This window comes from Rahnella sp. RFA10(1/100) (assembly GCF_004195115.1).
GTDB lineage: Bacteria > Pseudomonadota > Gammaproteobacteria > Enterobacterales > Enterobacteriaceae > Rahnella > Rahnella perminowiae.
The window spans coordinates 1-20094 of sequence record NZ_SEWR01000004.1; the positions used below are offsets into that span (position 1 = coordinate 1).

At 54.2% G+C, this 20094-nt stretch carries 16 protein-coding genes; 9 read left to right on the top strand and 7 right to left on the bottom strand.

Features of this window, described 5'->3' with window-relative positions; translation table 11 throughout:
- From ETV65_RS13435 to tssG, 9 genes are all read left to right on the top strand, one after another.
- Window positions 1–1304 (top strand): type VI secretion system Vgr family protein (locus ETV65_RS13435; protein WP_129953335.1); only part of this gene is annotated, 1304 nt, incomplete at its 5' end.
- 18 nt (window positions 1305–1322) lie between these two features.
- Window positions 1323–2273, top strand: a complete 951-nt coding sequence (locus tag ETV65_RS13440; RefSeq protein WP_129953336.1) for a hypothetical protein — start codon at window positions 1323–1325, stop codon at window positions 2271–2273.
- Window positions 2274–2275: 2 nt separating this feature from the next.
- Window positions 2276–3142, top strand: a complete 867-nt coding sequence (locus ETV65_RS13445) for a hypothetical protein (protein WP_129953337.1) — start codon at window positions 2276–2278, stop codon at window positions 3140–3142.
- 3 nt (window positions 3143–3145) lie between these two features.
- Complete coding sequence (locus tag ETV65_RS13450) at window positions 3146–5173, top strand: hypothetical protein (RefSeq protein ID WP_129953338.1); 2028 nt, start codon at window positions 3146–3148, stop codon at window positions 5171–5173.
- Entirely contained in the window at window positions 5170–5427 is a 258-nt protein-coding gene (locus tag ETV65_RS13455) for a PAAR domain-containing protein (protein ID WP_129953339.1), read from the top strand. The genes ETV65_RS13450 and ETV65_RS13455 overlap by 4 nt, the downstream gene beginning before the upstream one ends.
- Window positions 5427–6866, top strand: coding sequence for a hypothetical protein (locus ETV65_RS13460; protein WP_129953340.1), 1440 nt, complete (start codon window positions 5427–5429; stop codon window positions 6864–6866). The genes ETV65_RS13455 and ETV65_RS13460 overlap by 1 nt, the downstream gene beginning before the upstream one ends.
- 2 nt (window positions 6867–6868) lie before the next feature.
- Window positions 6869–9967 (top strand): ImcF-related family protein, encoded by a 3099-nt coding sequence (locus tag ETV65_RS13465; protein ID WP_129953341.1) that lies wholly within the window; start codon window positions 6869–6871, stop codon window positions 9965–9967.
- 13 nt (window positions 9968–9980) lie between these two features.
- Window positions 9981–11756, top strand: a complete 1776-nt coding sequence (gene tssF / locus ETV65_RS13470) for a type VI secretion system baseplate subunit TssF (RefSeq protein ID WP_129953342.1) — start codon at window positions 9981–9983, stop codon at window positions 11754–11756.
- On the top strand, window positions 11756–12790 hold the full coding sequence (gene tssG, locus ETV65_RS13475) for a type VI secretion system baseplate subunit TssG (protein ID WP_129953343.1): 1035 nt from the start codon (window positions 11756–11758) through the stop codon (window positions 12788–12790). The genes tssF and tssG overlap by 1 nt, the downstream gene beginning before the upstream one ends.
- Window positions 12791–12895: 105 nt before the next feature.
- Here tssG and ETV65_RS13480 read toward each other — a convergent pair whose 3' ends face one another.
- The 7 genes from ETV65_RS13480 to ETV65_RS13510 all read right to left on the bottom strand — a co-directional run bounded on the left by ETV65_RS13480 (window position 12896) and on the right by ETV65_RS13510 (window position 20034).
- A complete protein-coding gene (locus tag ETV65_RS13480; RefSeq protein WP_129953344.1) occupies window positions 12896–13147 on the bottom strand; it encodes a hypothetical protein in 252 nt (83 codons plus the stop codon).
- Between the two features lie 444 nt (window positions 13148–13591).
- Window positions 13592–14362, bottom strand: a complete 771-nt coding sequence (locus tag ETV65_RS13485) for an ABC transporter ATP-binding protein (protein WP_129953727.1) — start codon at window positions 14360–14362, stop codon at window positions 13592–13594.
- 24 nt (window positions 14363–14386) lie between these two features.
- Window positions 14387–15253, bottom strand: coding sequence for an ABC transporter ATP-binding protein (locus tag ETV65_RS13490; protein WP_129953728.1), 867 nt, complete (start codon window positions 15251–15253; stop codon window positions 14387–14389).
- The gene (locus ETV65_RS13495) at window positions 15225–16130 is read right to left on the bottom strand and encodes an ABC transporter permease (protein WP_129953345.1); all 906 of its coding nucleotides are present in this window, start codon (window positions 16128–16130) and stop codon (window positions 15225–15227) included. The genes ETV65_RS13490 and ETV65_RS13495 overlap by 29 nt, the downstream gene beginning before the upstream one ends.
- Window positions 16127–17143: an ABC transporter permease gene (locus tag ETV65_RS13500; protein ID WP_129953729.1), complete on the bottom strand. Its 1017-nt coding sequence runs from the start codon at window positions 17141–17143 to the stop codon at window positions 16127–16129. Before ETV65_RS13500 ends, ETV65_RS13495 begins: the two co-directional genes overlap by 4 nt.
- Before the next feature lie 41 nt (window positions 17144–17184).
- Window positions 17185–18780, bottom strand: a complete 1596-nt coding sequence (locus ETV65_RS13505; protein ID WP_129953730.1) for an ABC transporter substrate-binding protein — start codon at window positions 18778–18780, stop codon at window positions 17185–17187.
- A 99-nt stretch (window positions 18781–18879) separates the two neighbouring features.
- Window positions 18880–20034 carry a mandelate racemase family protein gene (locus ETV65_RS13510; RefSeq protein WP_129953346.1) on the bottom strand — a complete coding sequence of 385 codons (1155 nt, stop codon included), beginning with the start codon at window positions 20032–20034 and terminating at the stop codon, window positions 18880–18882.
- Between the last annotated feature and the right edge of the window lie 60 nt (window positions 20035–20094).

Below are 20094 nucleotides of genomic sequence, written 5' to 3' on the forward strand. Positions count from 1 at the left end.
ATCCGGATGAACCTTACGCCCATATCAGCGCCGACGGTTTGTACCGCGCCCGGTTTGGTTTCGACCGCACCGAATGGCAGAAAGGCTTTGAGAGCTGCTGGCTGCGTCTGGCAAAACCCTATTCCGGGGATACCTGCGGCTTCCATATGCCGCTGCTGGATTCCACCGGCGTGGCGATTGCCTTCGAGAACGGCGACGTTGACCGGCCGTACATTGCTTATGCGCTGCACGATTCACGGCATCCGGACCCTGTGGCGCTGCCGAACTACAAGCGGAACGTTATCCGCACGCCTTCTGGAAATAAGTTAAGACTTGATGATTCACGAGGCAAAGAACACATCAAGCTTTCCACACCGGCCAGCGGCAAAAGCCAGCTGAACCTGGGTGCGCTGGTCGATGACAAGCGTAAAGATCGCGGTCACGGCGCCGAGCTGCGCACCGACGACTGGGTGGCCGTTCGTGGCGGCAAGGGTGTGTTTATTTCCGCCGATGTGCAGGCTTGTGCCGGAGGTCAGCAACTGGACATGCAACAGGCCAAAGCACTTCTTTCCAGTGCGATGGTAGAAATGCAGAGCCTGTCGGCCAGTGCTCAACAGGCCCAGGCATTAGCCGCAGACATCGACCGGCAACAGACGCTGTTACAGCAGAAACTCGACAAACTTCAGCAGGCCGTTTTGCTTTTAAGCGCACCAAAAGGCGTCGGTATTGTCAGCGGGGACAGTATGCAATTGTACGCGCAAGACAGCCTGACGCTGACCGCCGGTAAGCAGGTGGATATCGGCGCGACGAAGAAATTCACCGTCGCCGCCGGTGAGCAAATCAGCCTCTACAGCCGTCAGGGAACCAAAATGTTTGCCGCCAAAGGCGACATTGACGTTCAGGCGCAGGGCGGGAAATTCACCACCTGGTCAACGGACGATACGCATATTGCCAGTGGCAAAAAAATGACGGTGACAGCACAGGACGAGCTGGTTCTGGTCTGCGGCGGAGCCTACATCAAGCTGAAAGGCGGTAACGTTGAAATTGGCGGGCCGGGGAAAATGCTGGTGAAAAATGGCGGCATCGTCAAGCAGGGCTCGGCCAGCATGCAGAGCGCGATGAAATCGTTCGAGCCGGAACAGTTCAATGAAGGGTTTGTCGTTACTCATCCGCTCAACGGCAAACCACTGGCTTCCCAGAAATATAAAATCACGCTGGATGACGGACAGATCATTGAAGGGCTGACTGATGAAAAAGGCATGACCTCTCTCACTCAATCACAAGCCGTGCAGGATATGGTCATTTCGTTACTGGATGGCGAATAAGGACTTCAAGGACCGAATATGAAAAAAATAACTAAATTAATCGTCAGCGCGCTCAGTCTTTCTGCGGTGATAAGTATGACAGGTTGTGCTGTTGGCCCCTGGGGAGGGCTGGCTATAGGTAACCCTTTTTCCGGAATAGCGGAAGCTCGTCAGGCTCGAGAATATAATGAAAGGCAAGAAGCTTTAAAAATTGAGGCTACTAAGAAGCAACAATTGGCTGCAACAATCTATAACCCGCCGCAGGTGATTTATCGTATCGATAAAAATCGCTATCTCACGCTGGAGGATTATTCGAACTGCGATGACGGGTCTATTTATTATCACAATGATAACAAGAAGATAAAAACGAAGCTTTGGTTCCTCTCTAAGGGAACAATGAACTATAAGGGCAAGTTTATCTGGGCAGCGAAAAACGACGACATGCTGGCGATTCCATTTGTTCGTGGTGATAACGATGCATGCGGGGACTCGCTAAGAGGTTGTGCTTACAGCATCTTGTCAGCCAGTAATGATGGTGGGAAAAAATTCAGTGATATTAAATTTGGTGCAAGTAATAGCTCAGATTCTGAAGAGTACACAATAGTTATGACTGACGATGCTATATATATCAAAAGTGACAGATACCCCACTGATAAATATGAAATTAATGACTCCGGCGAGTTTTATAATGTGAGGCAAGCCTGGATTCAGGATGAATTTTATGAAGAAATGTTGAAGTTAGGTGTTCCGGAGGATGTTTTGGATAAAGCCCATCCTTTAGGATTCTCATTCCTTTGGCTAAAAGATAAATATCATTACTCTGATGCCCAAGTGGATGCGCTGGGTATAAAAGCCGGCATTCTGTTTGATAAATACAATGATTCACCGCATACAGAAAAACTCCCCGATATAAAGAAAAATAATGAAGCCAGCAATCAATTTACCTGCAATGCCGCAATGGTCCCTTCTCAGCTAACAAATCAAGGATGACCATGAAAAAGCTAACTTTACTCGCAGGTGCATTAGTATTCTCGCTGACCAGCCTGAATGGCTGTGCGGTGACACCGCCTCCGGTGCAAACATCCACGCAGCCAGGAAAGGTGGCAGTACAACCCATCCATAACCCGCCACAGGTGATTTATCGTATCGATAAAAATCGGTATCTCACGCTAGAGGATTATTCGAATTGTGATGATGGTTCAATTTATTATCACAATGATAACAAGAAGATAAAAACGAAGCTTTGGTTCCTCTCTAAGGGAACAATGAACTATAAGGGCAAGTTTATCTGGGCAGCGAAAAACGACGACATGCTGGCGCTACCGTTAGTGAGTGGAGATAACGATGCATGCGGGGACCCGCTCCGGGGTTGTGCTTACAGTATCTTGTCAGCCAGTAATAATGGCGGAAAAAATTTTAGTGATATTAAGTTTGGGGCAATTAATAGCTCAATCTCTAAAAATTATACCATCGTTGTGACTGATGACGCTATCTATATCAAAAATGAAGGATATACCGCTGATAAATACATGGTCAATAGCACAGATGCATTCATACAGCCACGAGAGATTTTAATAAACGATATTTTTTACAAAAAAATGCTGACGATAGGTATCCCTCAAGATGTATTAGATAAGGAAAACCCTTTAGGAATAAGTGGTAGATTGTTATCAACAAAATATTCTTATACGGCCGAACAACTTTCTGAACTTGGTAGTAAAATAAGCATAATATATTATGACATAAGAAATAAAACACCCGAGGATGTAATTCCTAGCTTGGAGTTATCTTCTCAGATTACAACTCACTTTAGTTGTAATCTCGATTTACTTCCCCGCCAATCTGAAAATCAAGGATGATTTATGTCTGAAGCCTATCAACACGATCAACCTACTCGCTTACTGAACAGTGAAACGACACCTAATGGTATTCAACAAGCCAGAAGTACTATGAGTCCGCAAAATGTTTGTGTTCGGGGGGAGATCAGAAAAGGGATCCAACTTCCCGGCTTGGTTATCTTTGTTCACGGCGTAAACTCGGAAGGTGAATGGTACACACCAGCGGAAGAAAACCTTTGTGAAGGGCTTAATCAGCGTCTTGGCCTGAAAGGCACAAATTTTGCCCTAAAACCCAATGCATATAATGAAGGCGGCATCTTTCCGGCAAAGATTACTAAAAGTGAACGTTCTCCAATTATTCGGTTTTACTGGGGATACTGCGCAAAACCAGGTACCGAAAAAGATTTCGCCATTCCGCTCAGAACAGAAAAAGGGATTAGCTATAATGATCTCAATGATGAACAGATAAAAAACAATAAATATCCATTTTTCTGGGGCGGTGGCCCTTTTCAAAACGGTTGTACTTCCCTGTATTCATTGTGGAGCAAGTACGGTTTCAGCAAATGGGTCAAAAAAATCCCTATCCCCTTCAGTACGCAGTTTATCAATGAAGAAACAGACCGTCTTTTGGCAAACGCACCGCCGCGTGAATATTACGCCCATGCAGCGGAACGACTGGCAAATTTAGTGAAGAAAATTCGCGAACTCAGCCCGACGGATACCGTCACCGTTATATCTCACAGTCAGGGCACCATGATTGCTACTGCCGCAGCGGCAATGGAGGGTGCCGCACCCGATGCGCTCTTTGTGATGAATTCACCGCTCTGTCTGGAAAGCAAAGGGATGGACTATCTCTCCTATCCATTAGCGGAATGTATCTCTGACGTCGCCAGACGTGTCACCTTTGCTGATATTGTCGGCAAAGTGGCTGAAAATAAGGACCGGCTTAAGAACGCCAACCCGAAGAAACTGGTCTGTGGTGTTGATGGTGCGTGCGAGAACTGGCAACCGGATGGGAAAACCTCCAATCCGGATGTTCCTGAGCGGGACAATCACGGACGCACGTATATTTATTGCAGCCCACATGACCGGGTAATGGGGTCGTCACCCTTATTGAGTATTGGCTGGCAAGGGCTTCCCAATACGAAAGCCAGCAACTATACCCAGCCGCACCCTGTTTTTGCGATGGTGCCGGAAAACTCACTTTTTGTGCGCATGCTCGCCCGTAATATGGCCTGTGGCGAAGCACCGAATCCGCAAACGCCGTTCGGTACGTTGCCGGATATGAGCAGGGACTGGAAACCAAATGGCGGTAAAACATTCTGGGACAGCAATGATTCTGTGTTTAGTCGCCAGGCATGGCCTGATCCGGACCCAAACCAAAAGCTGTTTATCAATGCCGAACAGGTCCCTCTGCCAATAACTGCGGAGCAGCTGGCTGATTTCGATAAAGACCGCAAACATATTGAAGACTTACCCGCCGATAAAGCAGCACATTCAATCTATCTGGCTGATAAAAATTATGACAGCTATGGTTATAGCTGGAGCACCAATGCCCCGGAAACAGGGAAGCCCAACGACAATACCTACAAATACTACATCAAACTCTATGGCTTCAATGAGCGCAAAACCTTCCCTGTGCCGCCAGGCTCTGGTTCTCCCTATGACAAACGGAATGTTGACAGGGAAAGCGTTGAGCATATGCGTTCGCGCATAAGCCAGTATATTTCCCGGCCTGCCGACCACAGTGATTTACCTCAAAACCCGTTATTCCTTCAGCAGGTGATGGCCTACGACTTGCCAATTGGTTTCTGCAATATCGGTCAGAACGAAACGCAGATGCAGATGCTGCGCGATATGGCTGACTGGACACATATTGGCTCAGATGATTACTACCAAACTGGCACTTTCACGCCACCTCCGCTGCCGCCTATTATCCGTAAAGACGTAGATGCTGATGCCCGGCAGCGCTATGACGCCGCAGTGAAAAAGGCCGAGGCTGACAATATCGCATTAGTCCGGGCACAGAAACCGCAGGGAGAGCTCGCATGAAAAATGTCGTAGTTCTTGGGGATAAAACCTCCCACGGCGGCACGGTGATTTCTGCTTCATCGACGTTTGAGATTGAGGGCAAAAATGCGGCGTTGCTACATGACATGGTGAGCTGCGAGGAACATGGCCCGAACCGCATTATCGAATGTGAGCCGGGTTATGAGGAGCAGGGAAAAGGGATTGTGGTACATCTGTGCAAAACTGAATGTGGGTCGGTAGTGTATGCCAGCTTCCCTGATGCAGGGTTCGAATAATGGGCTGGTCAGTTCCTCAGGCTGAACCTCAGCAAAAGCCACCTGCGTGGTCACCGTGGGTGTGCGTGTTTATCTTCCTGACGGCTTTTGCACTGGCTTTGGTCTGGGTAGTGCTCGATACGCCATCAACCGGGTTGTATCCGTTGTCTTCAGGTCATTATCTGCCGCTGACCGGCTTCACGCTGGTGGGGATATTGTCGTGTCTGTCGCTTTATCTCCTGACATGGGAAACCGGTGCGCTGATGTATTACAGCTGGACATACTGGCAGGCAAACACCAATGCAGCATGGCAAAACTGGACACATCAGCATCTGCATATCGTTGATAGCGTGAACTTCACCACCAGGCTGGATTTATACCCGCAGGTCGCGGGCCTCTCCCGTCCAGAAGGCGATAACGAGGAGCCTGCCGTGTTGCTGTTTCCTGACGATGACGTGCCGCCGGGGATTTATCGCTTTGAAATCATCTGCCGCCATATCCTGACGTCGTTTGAAGACGCAATCAAAACGCTGAATCTGCTCAGGGAGGGAACGTTCAGACTCTATGTGCAGACGCAAACGGAGGTGACTGAAACACACATTCTCTACCTCGAAGAGCTCTGGCAAACGCTTTATCCCGGTTACTCGTTACAGGTAAACCCTGTCGGCCCGCAGGCGTCTCTGGAAACTGTGGGAACCTGCTTAGACGCACGCACTCCCTCTCTCGTTATTGCGATGCAGTACTACGACGGGGTGGAGGAAAAGCCTCTCAGCGAAATCGCGACCGGCCTGCTGCTCTCCCCCGCCAACTTGCTTAGACCCGATGCCGTGCAAAATGCCCCGCAGCTCTTCAGAGCCATGCCGTTAAACCTGAAAAAACTGCCGGAAGATTTGCGGGAACTGCGCGATATATCGCAACAACCGGCAGAGTCTCTTCGTCTGGTGTGGTTCTCCGGGCTGACCGACATCCTGCGTCAAAAGCTTAATGCCGTTGTTCATGAGCTGAAATTACCGCTGCGCCAGGAAGCCCCTATGGGTGGGCAACTGGATTTCGACAAAGGTTGTGGAGGGTATGGTTCTCTTTCGGGCTGGCTGATGTTGGGGGCCGCTGCCGACATGATTAAGCGCGGGCAGGGCAGTCAGTGGGTATTGGCCGCCGCAGAAGAGTCAGCCTGGGCGGTGGTTGTCGGGACTCAAGCGCCGGTTCAGGCTGACTATCACAGCCAGTTACCCCGCGATGTCTACCCTGCCGGATGCCTGGTCGCTTCACTGCTGTTCAATCTGGTGTTGTTCTGGTCCCTCGGCCATGCCTTCCCGGACTGGCTGTTTTCTTTCCGGGGCACAATCACGCTGATCCTGACGCTGGTCGTCACGATGATTGGCAGCGCCGTGGGCCTGCGGATCATATTGAATCGCCTGCTTGAACCGCACTTTATCCGTTCTGCGCAGCAAGGAAGCTGATTGTGAAGAAAATCATTACACGTCTGGGAATATTGTTCCTGCTGCTGGCCGTTGCAGTTGCGGTTATCAGTGTGATCAGGCAATACGGCGTGTTTTCTTCGTCCTCAAAGCACTCCGGCATTTTAATGACCGTTCTGATCATCACGCTGATTGTCGCGCTTATTGCCCTGTCATTTACCCTCGTCACCACGTCGGCCAGCTGGCGGGTCCCTGTGCGCCCCAAATTCGCACCGGCAGGTACAGAATCGGAGCGGCCTGTTCAGCCGTCCATTGATGTTGGGCGATTAAAATCAGCCCTCCGGCATCGCTACGGCCTGCGCTGGAAGCGCAAACTCCCCTGGCTGCTGGTGATGGGTGAACCGACCGATATTGAAGCGGTCGCGCCGGGGCTGACAGAATCCGGCTGGATGACGGTCGGCAATACCCTGCTGCTATGGGGCGGAGCGCTGGCGGCGGGCGGCAATCCTGCAGACCTTCATGCATTGCGCCGTCTGCGCCCTCACGCCCCTGCCGATGTGCTGATTTGGGTCAGTCATGAGGCGCACTATACCCAGGCGGAGCAGGCAGACGCGGTACTTCGCGGTTATAAAATCGTCCGCCACCGGCTGCGCTGGGAACTGCCGGTGTATCTGCTGGACCGGCGTGAACTGAGCTGGCCGCAGCCTGAACGTGCGGTAAAGCTGATCGGTGTATTGGAGCACAAAAGGCTGACGCCGGCGTCTTTATCGTCTTCCGTGGAGTCCCTGCTCCCGGATCTGCGCGCGCAGGGCATGGCACAAATCAGTGAAAATATGCGTCATACGTTTTTGCTGCAACTGGTCAGTGATTTACAAGCCCGCCTGTCCGGTTGGGCAGATGCATTCAAACCGCTGCTCAGTGGCTATTTTCAGCTGCCGCTGTACGGCGTGGCGTTTTCACCGGCGCTGACGCTACGGGCGTACAGCCCGCATGAGCGCGCGGATTCTCCGGTCTGGCGGGAGTTGTCTGCAGGCATTCATCGCCGCGCCGGTCATCCGGTCGGCGTAACGGCGCGAACAGTAGCGCAGTGGAGTAGCGCCGCCGCGATGCTGGTTCTGGCCATCGGTACGACAGTATCCGGCATCAGCAACTACCGGCTGGTGACCGGCAGTGCGGAGCAGGTTAAGCAGGCGAAAACCTCTCCCTCACCTGCCGTGCTCTCTGCGTTGCAACACACCATGCAAACCCTGCTGGCTCAGCAACAGGAAGGGACGCCGTTGTACCGCCGTTTTGGACTGGATGTTACGTACCGCTTACTGCCCGCACTCTGGCCGCAATATAACACGCTGGCTCAGCGGCTTATTGTGCAACCGGCACAGCATCAACTTAGCGCATTGCTCACGTCAGCAACCCCTGACTATGACCAGCTGAAAACCTACCTGATGCTGGCTCATCCCGATAAAACCGCAGACAGTGACGCGCAGCGTTATTTTGCGCAGCAGCTGAAGCCGTTGTTGAAGAACATCGAACCGCAGGATATCGCCTTCTTTGCCGCGCAGTTCGCCGGGCATCCTGACTGGAAAATCCAGCCTGACAACGCGGTGGTCGCGCAGGCGCGGGCGGCCTTGCTGAACGCCATGAGCGGCGCGGACGCGGAGCAAAAACTTTATGGTTCCCTGATTTACCGCACCTCCCGCAACTTCGCGGATTTGTCGCTGACACAGCTGCTTAACGGTCAGGACTCGGGCGGAATGTTTACCCTAGACGCCGACGTACCAGGCAGCTTTACCCGCCAGGCGTATGAAGGGGCAATCGCGCCGGAGATTGCCGCGCTGGTCACCCGGCGGGAGGAACAGGTCGGCTGGGTGCTGGCCGGGCCGGGACAGCCGGTGGAAGCCTCGCGCTCACCTGCCGCGCTTGGGGAACGGTTGACGGCACGCTATTTTGCCGAATACGGCACCACATGGCAGAAAACGCTCAACCAGATGAAGGCGCATACGACAGCTAATCAGGTGGAGCAACTGACGCTGGCCGCCGACGTCAGCCGGTCGCCACAGATAGCGCTGATGAAACAGCTGGCGTGGCAGGGGCTGGCGGGCAGCCCGAACGAGCGACGCCATGCGCTGAACCCGGCCCTGAAGCCGGTATTTGGCGGCATCGTCTCGATGACAACCGGTGCCGGTAAAGGGGCCGGCATTACGCTGTCAGGCTGGCGGTCACAAACGGCCGCACTGCGCGACAAGATGCGCAACCTGTCGGCGGCCACCGGCGGCACGGCGGCACTCTCGCAGTCGGTATTTCGCGGTACGCAGATTGATAACACGGTTTCTGAGTTACCCGCCCGTCTGCACGTTCAGTTGGGCAACGGCTGGCAGCCGATGGCGCAGGCGCTGTTTTTAGCGCCGCTCAGCCAGACCTGGAAAGAGGTGATGACCGCCGGCGTAATAGGTATGGATGCGCAGTGGCAGCAGGAGATTGTCGCGGCCTGGCATAAAGAGTTTGATAATACCTTCCCGTTCGCCGACAGCCCGAACGACGCCTCGCTGGCCGCACTGAACGATTTTATCAATCCGCAGACCGGCCTGATTGCCGGTTTTATCCGTGAACACCTGAACGGCGTGCTGGAGTACAAAGACAACCGCTGGCAGAAGGCGGATAAGCTGCCGCCGGGGCTGTCGGTGAATTCATCCTTTGTGAACAAGCTGAATCAACTCGACCGCTTAGGTCACATGCTTAACGATACGGGCTGGGGTTTTCGTTTCAGGCTGGAGGCGGGCACAGCCAGAGACGTGGTGCAGACCGAGCTGATTATCGACGGCCAGAAGCTGGTGTATTTCAATCAGATGCCGTTCTGGCAGGATATTCAGTGGCCTGGCGATACCTGGGCTCCCGGTGCATCGCTGATGTGGACCAGCGTCCGTGCCGGTGCGCGGCTCTGTTTTGACACGACGGGCACCTGGGCGTTTTACCGGTTACTTAAGATGGCCAAGATTATGCCGGTGGACGACACGCATTATCAGGTGGTCTGGACCGCCGGTGACGGCCTGCCTCTTAACTACCGCCTGGCCTTTACCACCGGTAACGACCCGGTCAGTCTGCTGAACCTCAACGGCTTCAGGTTACCCAATACTATTTTCCGATAACACAGGCACCGACATGGAAGACGATTTCTTAAAATATTTTGACGGCGAAATGCGCTATCTGAAGGACGCCGGGCTGGAGTTTGCGAAAGAATTCCCGGAACTGGGGCGCGCACTGGGGTTAGACGGCAGTCCGGTTCCGCGCGATGACTCCGTCGAGCGGTTGTTTCAGGGCTTTTCGCTGATGATGGCCAAACTGCGGCAGAAGATTGATGATGATATTCCCGAACTGACCGAGCCGCTGCTCTCGCACCTGCTGCCGGTGATCAACCGCACCCTGCCCTCCACCGCGATTGTCGAACTGACACCGGCAGAGCCGGAGCTGCACCTGCGTAAGGAGGTATTGCCTGCTGAAAGCGAAGTGCTTACCCGGCAGCCGGGTAATGACCGTCAGCGCTGCGTCTACCGCACGACCCGCGACCTGACAGTGCATCCGTTTGCCCTTGATAACGTCTCGTTATTCACCCTGCCAGAAGGCCAGCAGGCGCTGAAACTGCGCTTCACCCTGCCCGCCCTCACTGAAATCCGCCGCGCCGACTGGCAGAACATCAGCCTGTACCTGAACGGCGACCGTGTGCTGCAGTCGGCTTTGTATCTGGCTCTCAGCCGTCAGGTGAAACGGGTGAGTGTGAGGTTCTGGCAGGAATCGACCGGGCTGACGCCGGTGGACGTGCAGTTTATACCACGCTGGCAGACAGAAAATGATGCTTCACAGTGGCCGGAGAGCGACAGCCCGGCACTCTGCGGCGAAGTGCGCCCGTGGCTGGAGTATTTCACTTCACCCGGGCGATATTTCTTTATGCAGCTGCGCGGACTGGAAACCCTGACCTTTCCGGCGGACACCACCTCGTTTGATATCGAGGTAACGCTCAGCGAACGCTGGCCGTACGATTTGGCCGTCCCTCCGGACGCTATCCGCCTGCACTGCGTACCGGTGAACAACCTGTTCCGCCTGCTGGCCCAACCGCTGACCGTGACCACCGCGGTCAGTGATTACCGTCTGCGGCCGCACCGGCTCAGCGACGGACACACCGAAATCTATGCGGTCAATGATGTCGCACAAGTGACCGAGGACAACACAGAATTCAGCTACGTGCCTTACAGCCAGTTCCGTGAGAAAGGCGGCATGCTCCAGTATGCAAAAAACTGGCCCGACCGTTATTACCACACCCGCATGTACCGGGGAACGTCCGGGCTTTTTGAGACCATTTTAATGCTCGGAGGCCGTACGCACGAGGCGCAGAACGGCCTGAAAATGCGCCTGAACATGACCTGCACCAACGGTGCCTGGCCGCGCATGGCGTTGCAGGAAAGCGTCTTCGACGGCGAAACTGCGCTGGGCAACCTTGAGTTGAAGTGTGCCACCCGCTCGCGTCCTTCCATGCCGTATTACCCGCCAACCGCTGAACTTTATCAGTGGCAGGTGTTATCGCTGCTGCATCCGCAGGCCATCGCCGGTCTGATGGAAATCGACACGCTGCGTCACGCGCTCAGCCTGCTGGACTGGACGCATGACCCGGACAACGCGCGCCGCATTACGGGTATTACGCGCGTAGAGTATACGCCCTCTCACTATCCTGCCGAAGGCTGGCACGGCGTGGCTATCCGCGTAACGTTGGATGAACATCAGTTCTGTGGCCAGGGCGATGCCCTGCTGTTTTGCGAGATACTCGAGCAGTTCTACACCCAGTACGCCGATATCCGAAGATTCATTCAGCTGACGGTGACGCTCAGTCAGTCCGGGAAGCAATGGATATGGCCTGAACGACGACTGACACGGGTTTTATTCTGATGAAAACGGAAGATAACGAAAAACGTCTGGAAGAATTCTGGCGGGACGAAGACGGTAACGACCGGGCGCACGCCTTTAATTTCTACCGTTTTTGCCAGTTGCTGGAAAAACAGCTATCGGATAATAAACCTCTTGGCAGCACCTTCTCGCCGAAAAACGACGCGGTGCGTTTTCGTCCGCATCCGGGCATGGGTTTTCCGGTCAGCGAGCTTAAAGCAGTGGACACGAGTGCGGAACGCCCGGACGCGCCGCCGTCGGCGCGCACTACCTTCATGGGGCTGTACGGCGTGGACTCGCCGCTGCCAACCGGCTACATCGATGACATCGCCCAAAAGCGCGAAGGCCATGAGGCGCTGGAGGCCTTTTTAGATATCTTCAACCACCGGATGATGACGCAGTTTTACCGCATCTGGCGAAAGTACAGCTACCCCGCCACCTTTGAGGACGGCGGTACCGACAAAACCTCGCGCAGCCTGATGGCCCTGACCGGTATCACCGACAGTAACGACGTACCCGCCTCGCGATTGCTGGCGTTACTGCAGCCGCTGGTCAGAACCACCCGCACGGCGGAAGGGATTGTCAGTGTGATCCGCTCGCAGGCACCCAACACTCACGTAATCGTGAAGCCTCACAAGGTCACGCGGATGCCCGCCGGAAAACGGGCAAGGTTCTCTTTTTCAGAACAACAACGGCTGGGCGATCATCTGGTCCTCGGCAGTGAAACCTCCGATGCCAACTACTGCATCGGTGTGGAGATGTTTACTGAAGACCCCATTGAGGCCAAAGGCTGGCTGCCCGGCGGACAACTGCGTGAAGATGTGTTCACCCTGCTACGTGTCTATCTGGGGTGTGATTATGATGTCAGCCTGGCACTGACTATCCCGATAAAACTCGCCCCATTACCACGCCTGGGCGATCCCATGCTAATGGCGGGCTACAACGTGGTGATGGGGTTGCGGGAAGATAATCTGGATAAAATGCCGAAAGAGGTGACGATGAAGCTGGGCAGGATCAGGAATGAAAGAAGGTGTTAATGGTTTAATCGCTTTGCGAAAAGTGAATGGTTCGCTGTTTAACTGGCCGGTAAAGTTAAGCATTAAAACACCGCCGCAGGTAGCCCGTTGAAATAAAGATTTTCTCTAACGAACAATACCGAAGAGCCGGGCCCATTCTTCTACCTGCGATCGGTATATAAATTGAAAAAACTGTGGATAATTACCGGACTCATCTTCTACAAGTTGCACAAGGCACGGAAATTCTTTTGGTGCATGCCGCAAAATATCTATTTCAATCTCGTCAGGTTCGAAAATCGAGGGGAATGTATCATCAAGATGCAGATAGTCTTTAATCATCCAGTCACGGTATTCATATACATTTTTCAGCAGTTTCATGCCTTCGCCCCAACAGTTTTTTTAACTAAGATAGCAGGCATCTGGCAAACGTACGATGATGATAATTATGATTTTTTATACCAACCCATCCCTTTCTAAAGCAAAACTCAAAGACACATTTTTATTTTCTGGTACATTAAGCATTATCTTAGTACAGAAGTTCCTTTCATTGCATTGAATTCATTTTACTTTAAAAAGAATGAATACCCGATGATTAAGACCATTCTTAATAATTTTTGCCCCCTCTTTGCTAATGTGAATTTCTCATTTACGCGGATAAATTACATCTTGAAACAAATTTTGCTGACGTGAGTGGCGCAACTCCTGCACCGTGAAACTGACGCACCGTTTATGGCCGGGAATTACGTTGGGCAGGATCAGGAATAAAAAGTAAAAAGGCCGCTGCACCATTGGCGTTACAGCGACCTTTATCCTCACCCCACCTTATAACATCACTTTCGCTGCCATTTCGCGGCTGTAATCACGGCTGGCATCGACCAGCGTGCGGGTGTAATCATCACGGATATCGCCGCGCAGCAGGGCGCCAGTGTCCAGCGTTTCGCGGATTTTTCCGTATTTCATCACCGCGACACGCTGGCATAGATGGGCGATAACGCCCAGATCATGCGTCACCATCAGATACGTCAACCCTTCCTCTTTTTGAAGATCGAACAGTAAATTAAGGATTTCCGCCTGTACGGAGACATCCAGCGCAGAAGTCGGTTCGTCGAGCAATAATACGCGGGGTTTAAGGATCAGCGCCCGCGCAATCGCCACCCGCTGGCGCTGACCGCCGGAAAGCTGATGCGGATAACGGCTGCGGAAAGCGCGGTTCAGACCGACTTTTTCCAGTATGGTATTGATCCGCTGCTCCCGCTGATCGATGCGGTGGATTTGCAGCGGCTCTTCCAGAATGTCGCCGATGGTGTGACGCGGATGAAGTGAACCGTACGGATCCTGAAATACCATCTGCACCAGTTTGCAGCGCTCCCGGCCAATGCGGTGTTCAAGCTGCTGACCGTCGATTTCCAATTCCCCCTTCCAGTGAGTAAACAACCCTGCCAGACATTTCAGCACCGTTGTTTTGCCCGAACCGGATTCACCCACCAGCCCGAAAATCTCACCCTCGCGCACGGCAATGTCCACATCTGTCAGCACCTGCGCGCTTTTCGCACCTTCACCAAAAGTCAGGTTCAGGTTGCGCACGTCGATCATGATTTTCTGTTGCATTGGTGCTCCTTAATCGGTCAGCCAGCTGGCCTGACGCTGCATCACCGGCAGCGGGTAACGGCGGTTATCCATGTCCGGCAGCGCGTCAAGCAGGCCACGGGTGTACGGATGCTGCGCGTTATCCAGATCGGTGGCGGCAATGGATTCGACAATACGTCCGGCATACATCACCAGCACGCGGTCGCAGAAACTGCGCACCAGATTGATATCATGACTGATAAATATCAGTCCCAGCCCCCGGGTATTCACCAGGTCATCAAGCAGCGCCAGCACCTGTAAACGCACGGAGACATCAAGCGCCGAGGTCGGTTCATCGGCAATCACCATTTCAGGGTCTGTGATCAGTATCATCGCGATCATGATACGTTGTCCCTGACCGCCGGAAATCTCGTGCGGATACAAGCCGTACACGCGTTCCGGGTCGCGGATACGCACCACGTCGAGCATGTTCAGTACTTTGTTTTTGGCATCGTTATAGGAGCATTTGTGGTGCGAACGCCACGCCTCGGCAATCTGGTCACCCACGCGCAACACTGGATTCAGCGAGTATTTCGGATCCTGCATAATCATTGAAATCCGCTTGCCGCGTACCTGCCGCATCTGCGACGGGCTGGCGTGCAGTAAATCCACATCGGCAAACTGCATTTTATTGGCGGTAATACGGGCTTTAGACGGATGCAGATGCAGCAACGCACGACCAATGGTGGATTTACCCGAGCCGGATTCACCGACAATCGCCAGTTTTTCGCGCCCGAGCTGGAAGGAAACACCGCGTACCGCCTGCGTGATCTGACGGCCATTCACAAAGCTGACGTGCAGGTCCTGCACGTCGAGTAACGCCGGAGCGTCAGTCATTTCGGGGATCGAGAATGTCACGTAAGCCATCTCCTAAAAAGTTGAACGCCAGGCTGTTAATCAGGATCGCCAGACCGGGGATCGTCGCTACCCACCAGCACTCCATCATGTAAGCACGGCCACTGGAAATCATAGCGCCCCACTCCGGATCCGGCGGCTGTGCACCGAGGCCGAGGAAGCCCAGACCCGCAGCGGTCAGGATAATCCCCGCCATATTCATAGTGATACGGATAATCACAGACGGCAGGCACAGCGGCACAATGTGACGCCACAACACCCGCACCGGGCTCGCGCCCTGCAAACGCACCGCCGAAATAAAATCGGCTTGCCGAAGAGAGAGCGTTTCGGCTCGCGCCAGACGGGCAATCGGCGGCCAGGCGGTAAGCGTAATGGCGATCACCACATGTTCCAGCCCCGGCCCGAGGGCGGCGACAAACGCCAGTGCCAGTACCAGACTCGGAAAGGAGATAAAGATGTCGGTAACGCGCATCAGTACCATGTCGGTTTTGCCACCAAAATACCCGGCGGTGACGCCCAGCAGCAAACCAAGCGGCCCGACGGTGACCGACACCAGCAGCACGATATACAGCGTGATGCGCGAGCCATACACCAGACGGCTGAAGATATCGCGACCAAACTCATCTGTGCCAAACCAGTGCACCGCCGACGGCGGGCTGAGCGCATTGTTTAAATCCTGTACCAGCGGATGAAACGATACAATCCACGGTGCGAAAACCGCCACAATCATCAGCATCAGTATTATCGCACCACCGATAGCAGTCAGCGGATTACGCGCCATCTGCCACAGGAAATGGCCTGCGCGGCCAAGCGTCCGTTTCACACGCTGGCGTTTTTCGTCGCCCGCGCTGAGCGTGACGGAATCGAGGGAAATCGTCATACTTTTGTCCTCGGATCAAAGACCTGATATAGCAGGTCGGAGAGCAAATTCAGCACCACGAAAATCATGCCCACCACCAGTACGCAACCCATCACCGCATTCATGTCGCCCAGCATCAGGCTGCTGGTGAGATACGAACCAAAACCTGGCCAGGAGAACACGGTTTCGATCAGCACTGCGCCTTCGAGCAGCGAGCCGTATGCCAGCGCAACCACGGTTAACAGCTGAACCAGGATGTTGCGAAACGCATGGTTCCACAGCACATGCCATTCGCTCAGTCCTTTCACACGGGCGGTGATAATGAATTCCTGCGAAAGCTGCGCCAGCATAAAGCTACGGGTCATGCGGCTGATGTAGGCTAACGAGTGAAAACCGAGCAGTGACGCCGGCAGAATCAGGTGATTGAGCGCGTTGCGAAACACTTCCCAGTTTCCGGCGATCAGCGCGTCGATCAGCATAAAGCCGCTGTGGCGCGTGACCTGTCCGTCAAGGCTGAAATCTACCCGTCCGGCACCGCCGACCCAGCCCAGCCAGGCGTAAAACACCAGTAAGCCCATCATGCCGACCCAGAATATCGGGGTGGAATAACCGGCCAGACTGATGATACGCACCCCATAATCCGCGAGGCTGTTACGTTTTGCCGCCGCCAGCACACCGAGCGGAATACCCACACCCGCGCCGAGAAGGATCGCCAGCGTCGCCAGTTCCATGGTGGCCGGGAAGACCCGCAGAATGTCCTGGGTCACGGGTTTACCGGTCAGTAGCGCATTCCCTAAATCACCGTGCGCCAGCCCGGAAAGGTAAATGCCGAACTGCGTCCATAACGGTTTATCAAAACCAAGCTGATGATAAACCTGCTGATAGGTACTGTGGTCAGCGTCCGGTCCGACAATTGCCAGTACCGGATCCACTGGCATTACGCGACCAATAAAAAACGTCAGCAGCAGCAGGCCGAACAACGTGACTGCCACCTGCACCAGCCGCTTACCGATGCGTCCGGCGGGAAAGGTCATCCGCACCGTTGGCTTTGAAACAGGAGCAGGAATTTGCATGGTCATAACTTTTTACCTCCGGCTGGCGGAACATCGGTGGCATTGTCTTTATAAACGTCACGCAGGAACGTGGTCGCGGAAGGATGGGGCAGATAGTTTTTCACGTCCCTGCGCACCACGATGGAGTCGACCATCTGTGAGAGCGGCACCAGCGCCGGGATCAGCGCGTCGTAACGTTCCTGAATGGCGAAGTAATCCTGTTTCTGTTTCTCAGGGTCACGTTCAAGCAGCGCCTGATCGATATCCGTATTCAGCTGTTTGTCATAGAAACCGGTGCGCCAGCCCTGAAAATTGGTCAGCCGCGCGGCATCATTGTTATCCGGGTTGTAGACCAGCGCACGCAGGCTGGAATGCGGATGCGGTTCCACGCCGCTGCCGCCGCGCCCGACCAGCATGTCGAACTTGCGCTCACGCATCGCGCCGTAAATCTGGTTGCCGGTCCCGGTAACGATTTTGGCGCGGATCCCCGCCTGCATCAGCGTAGACTGCACCGCAATCGCGATATTAAGGAACGGCTGATCGGCCAGCACCCGCAGCGTGGTGTCAAAACCGTCAGGATAACCGGCTTCCGCCAGCAAGGTTTTGGCGCGCGGGATATCCAGCGTATAGCCCGGATCCGGCAGTGTTGCAGGCATACCGACCTGAATCGGACGCTGATGCACAATGCCATAACCGTTCATCAGCGCCTTGCCGATACCCTGATAATCAATCAGATAGCGCACCGCTTCGCGCACTTTCGGGTTAGCGAAATGCGGCTCTTTCATGCTCATCGCCACGTAATAAATAGTGCCTTTTTTCACCTGATCGACCTGCATGGCCGGGTCGTGGCTCAGCGCTTTCACATCGGATACCGCCATGTTATTGGCAATATCCAGATCGCCTTTTTCAATCATCAGGCGCAGGGTTTGGGATTCCTGAAAATGACGGAATACCACACGCGACAGTTTCGGTTCACCGCGCCAGTAGTGCGGATTACGGCTCATGTTCAGCACGTCTTTTGCCTGCCAGTTATCGAGGCGGAACGGGCCGGAACCGGCTTCGTTAGTGGTCAGCCAGCGGTTGCCCCAGTCGCCGTTCACTTCATGCGCCTGCACGGTTTTGCTGTCCAGCGCTACCACGCTGCCGAGCGCCGCCAGTGAGTAAATCACCAGTTTCGGGTCATTGGGTTTAGGTAACTGAATTTCGACGACACCGGGAGACGGCGAACGCACCATCTCATCGACATTCTTTTTACTGAAGCCGTAGGATTTCCACACCGAGGCCTGTGCCAGATTGAGATGCAAAATGCGGCGCATCGACCACACCACATCGTTCGCGGTGACCGGATTGCCGGAGTGGAATTTCACTCCATCGCGCAGATGAAACGTGATGAGGTTGCGGGCGTCGTTGACCTCCCACGAGGTCGCCAGCGCCGGTCGTACGTTGGTGAGTTCTTGCGGATCAAGCTCAATCAACGGGTCGTAGAGATTGACCACGATGCCGACAATGTCATTGCCGGTCATCGCAGCCGGATCGAGCGTTAACAGGTTATTCATGTTCATGCCGATGATCAGTTGGTCGGGCGGCGTTTTTGCCTGCGCCGTCCAGCCAGACGTCATCAGCAGGAGCGCGAAAAGCCACGCGCCCCACGGTTTGCCAGAGTTCATGATGTACCTTCCGGGTAGAGTCAGAGGTTTATTATTTTTTCTGCCCGCAGGTCAGTCGCGGCTGACGGTATGGGTTTCTATGTAATCAAAATTAATGTCCTCCCCGAGGCCGGGGCGATCAGAAAGATGCACAAAGCCCTGTTCATCCATCGGATCAACAATGCTGTTGAGATACGCTGCCGGTTCGTCGTACTCCAGGAACGGGTGCAGCAGACCGCGTTCGTACCAGCGACAGTTACGGATGGCACCGACCACCGCCAGACTGGCTGCGCCGTTGCCGTGCACTTCGCAATCCATACCGAACGCTTCCGCCAGACTGGCGACTTTCATGCACGGCGATATGCCACCGACGCCGTTGGCACCGGCACGTAAGATGTCGCAGGCACCGGCTTTCACCCAGTCCGCACGGCTGTGATGCTTACCACCCAGACTTTCCGGCCCGATCACATCAATAGACAGATTTTCTGCAAGCCACGCGTAGGACGCCATGCTCTCTTCTTCCATCGGCTCTTCGAACCACGCGAAGTTGAGTTTTTCCAGCGCCTTACCGATGGTCAGCGCCTGACTGCGACTGTACCAATGGTAACCGTCGAGCATCAGTTCGATATCCGGCCCGACCGCCTCACGCACGGCGGCGCAGGCTTTGATGTCCATTTTCGGATCCGGTGCAAACGCCACCGGCGGCATCCAGGTGTGCAGTTTGATGGCCTGATAACCGCGCGCCACCAGTTTTTCGGCAAACTGCCCGAATTCATCCGGCGTCGACAGCCCGCCCTTCAGTTCATCGCCACACATAGTACTGCCGTACGCCGGGACTTTTTCGCGGAATCCGCCCAGCAGTTTATGCACCGGCATATTCAGTTTGCGACCGATAAGATCCCACAACGCCTGCTCGACAAACGACAGCGCCCGCTCGGTCAGCTGATGTGCACTGCCGCGCTGCCAGTGCACCAGATCTTGCCAGAGCCGTTCGCGGTCGAACGGGTTCTGACCCACCAGCACTTTTCTGAAAAAGGCATTCACCACGTGCGGACGCACCACTTCCGGCGGCGCGAACGAATACCCACAATCGCCTTCGTCAGTGGTGATCGTTAACATGGCCATTTTCGCCTGACTTTCTTCACCCGGATGAGAATGACCCGCACTGTCAGAAACGCGACGGGTCGGATAAGTAAAAACAGAGACTTCAACAGAACTTATTTTCACAGCGATACCTGCCATTACTGAGAGAGTTGACGCTCTTCCGAGCGCTCCGTTATTGCGCGT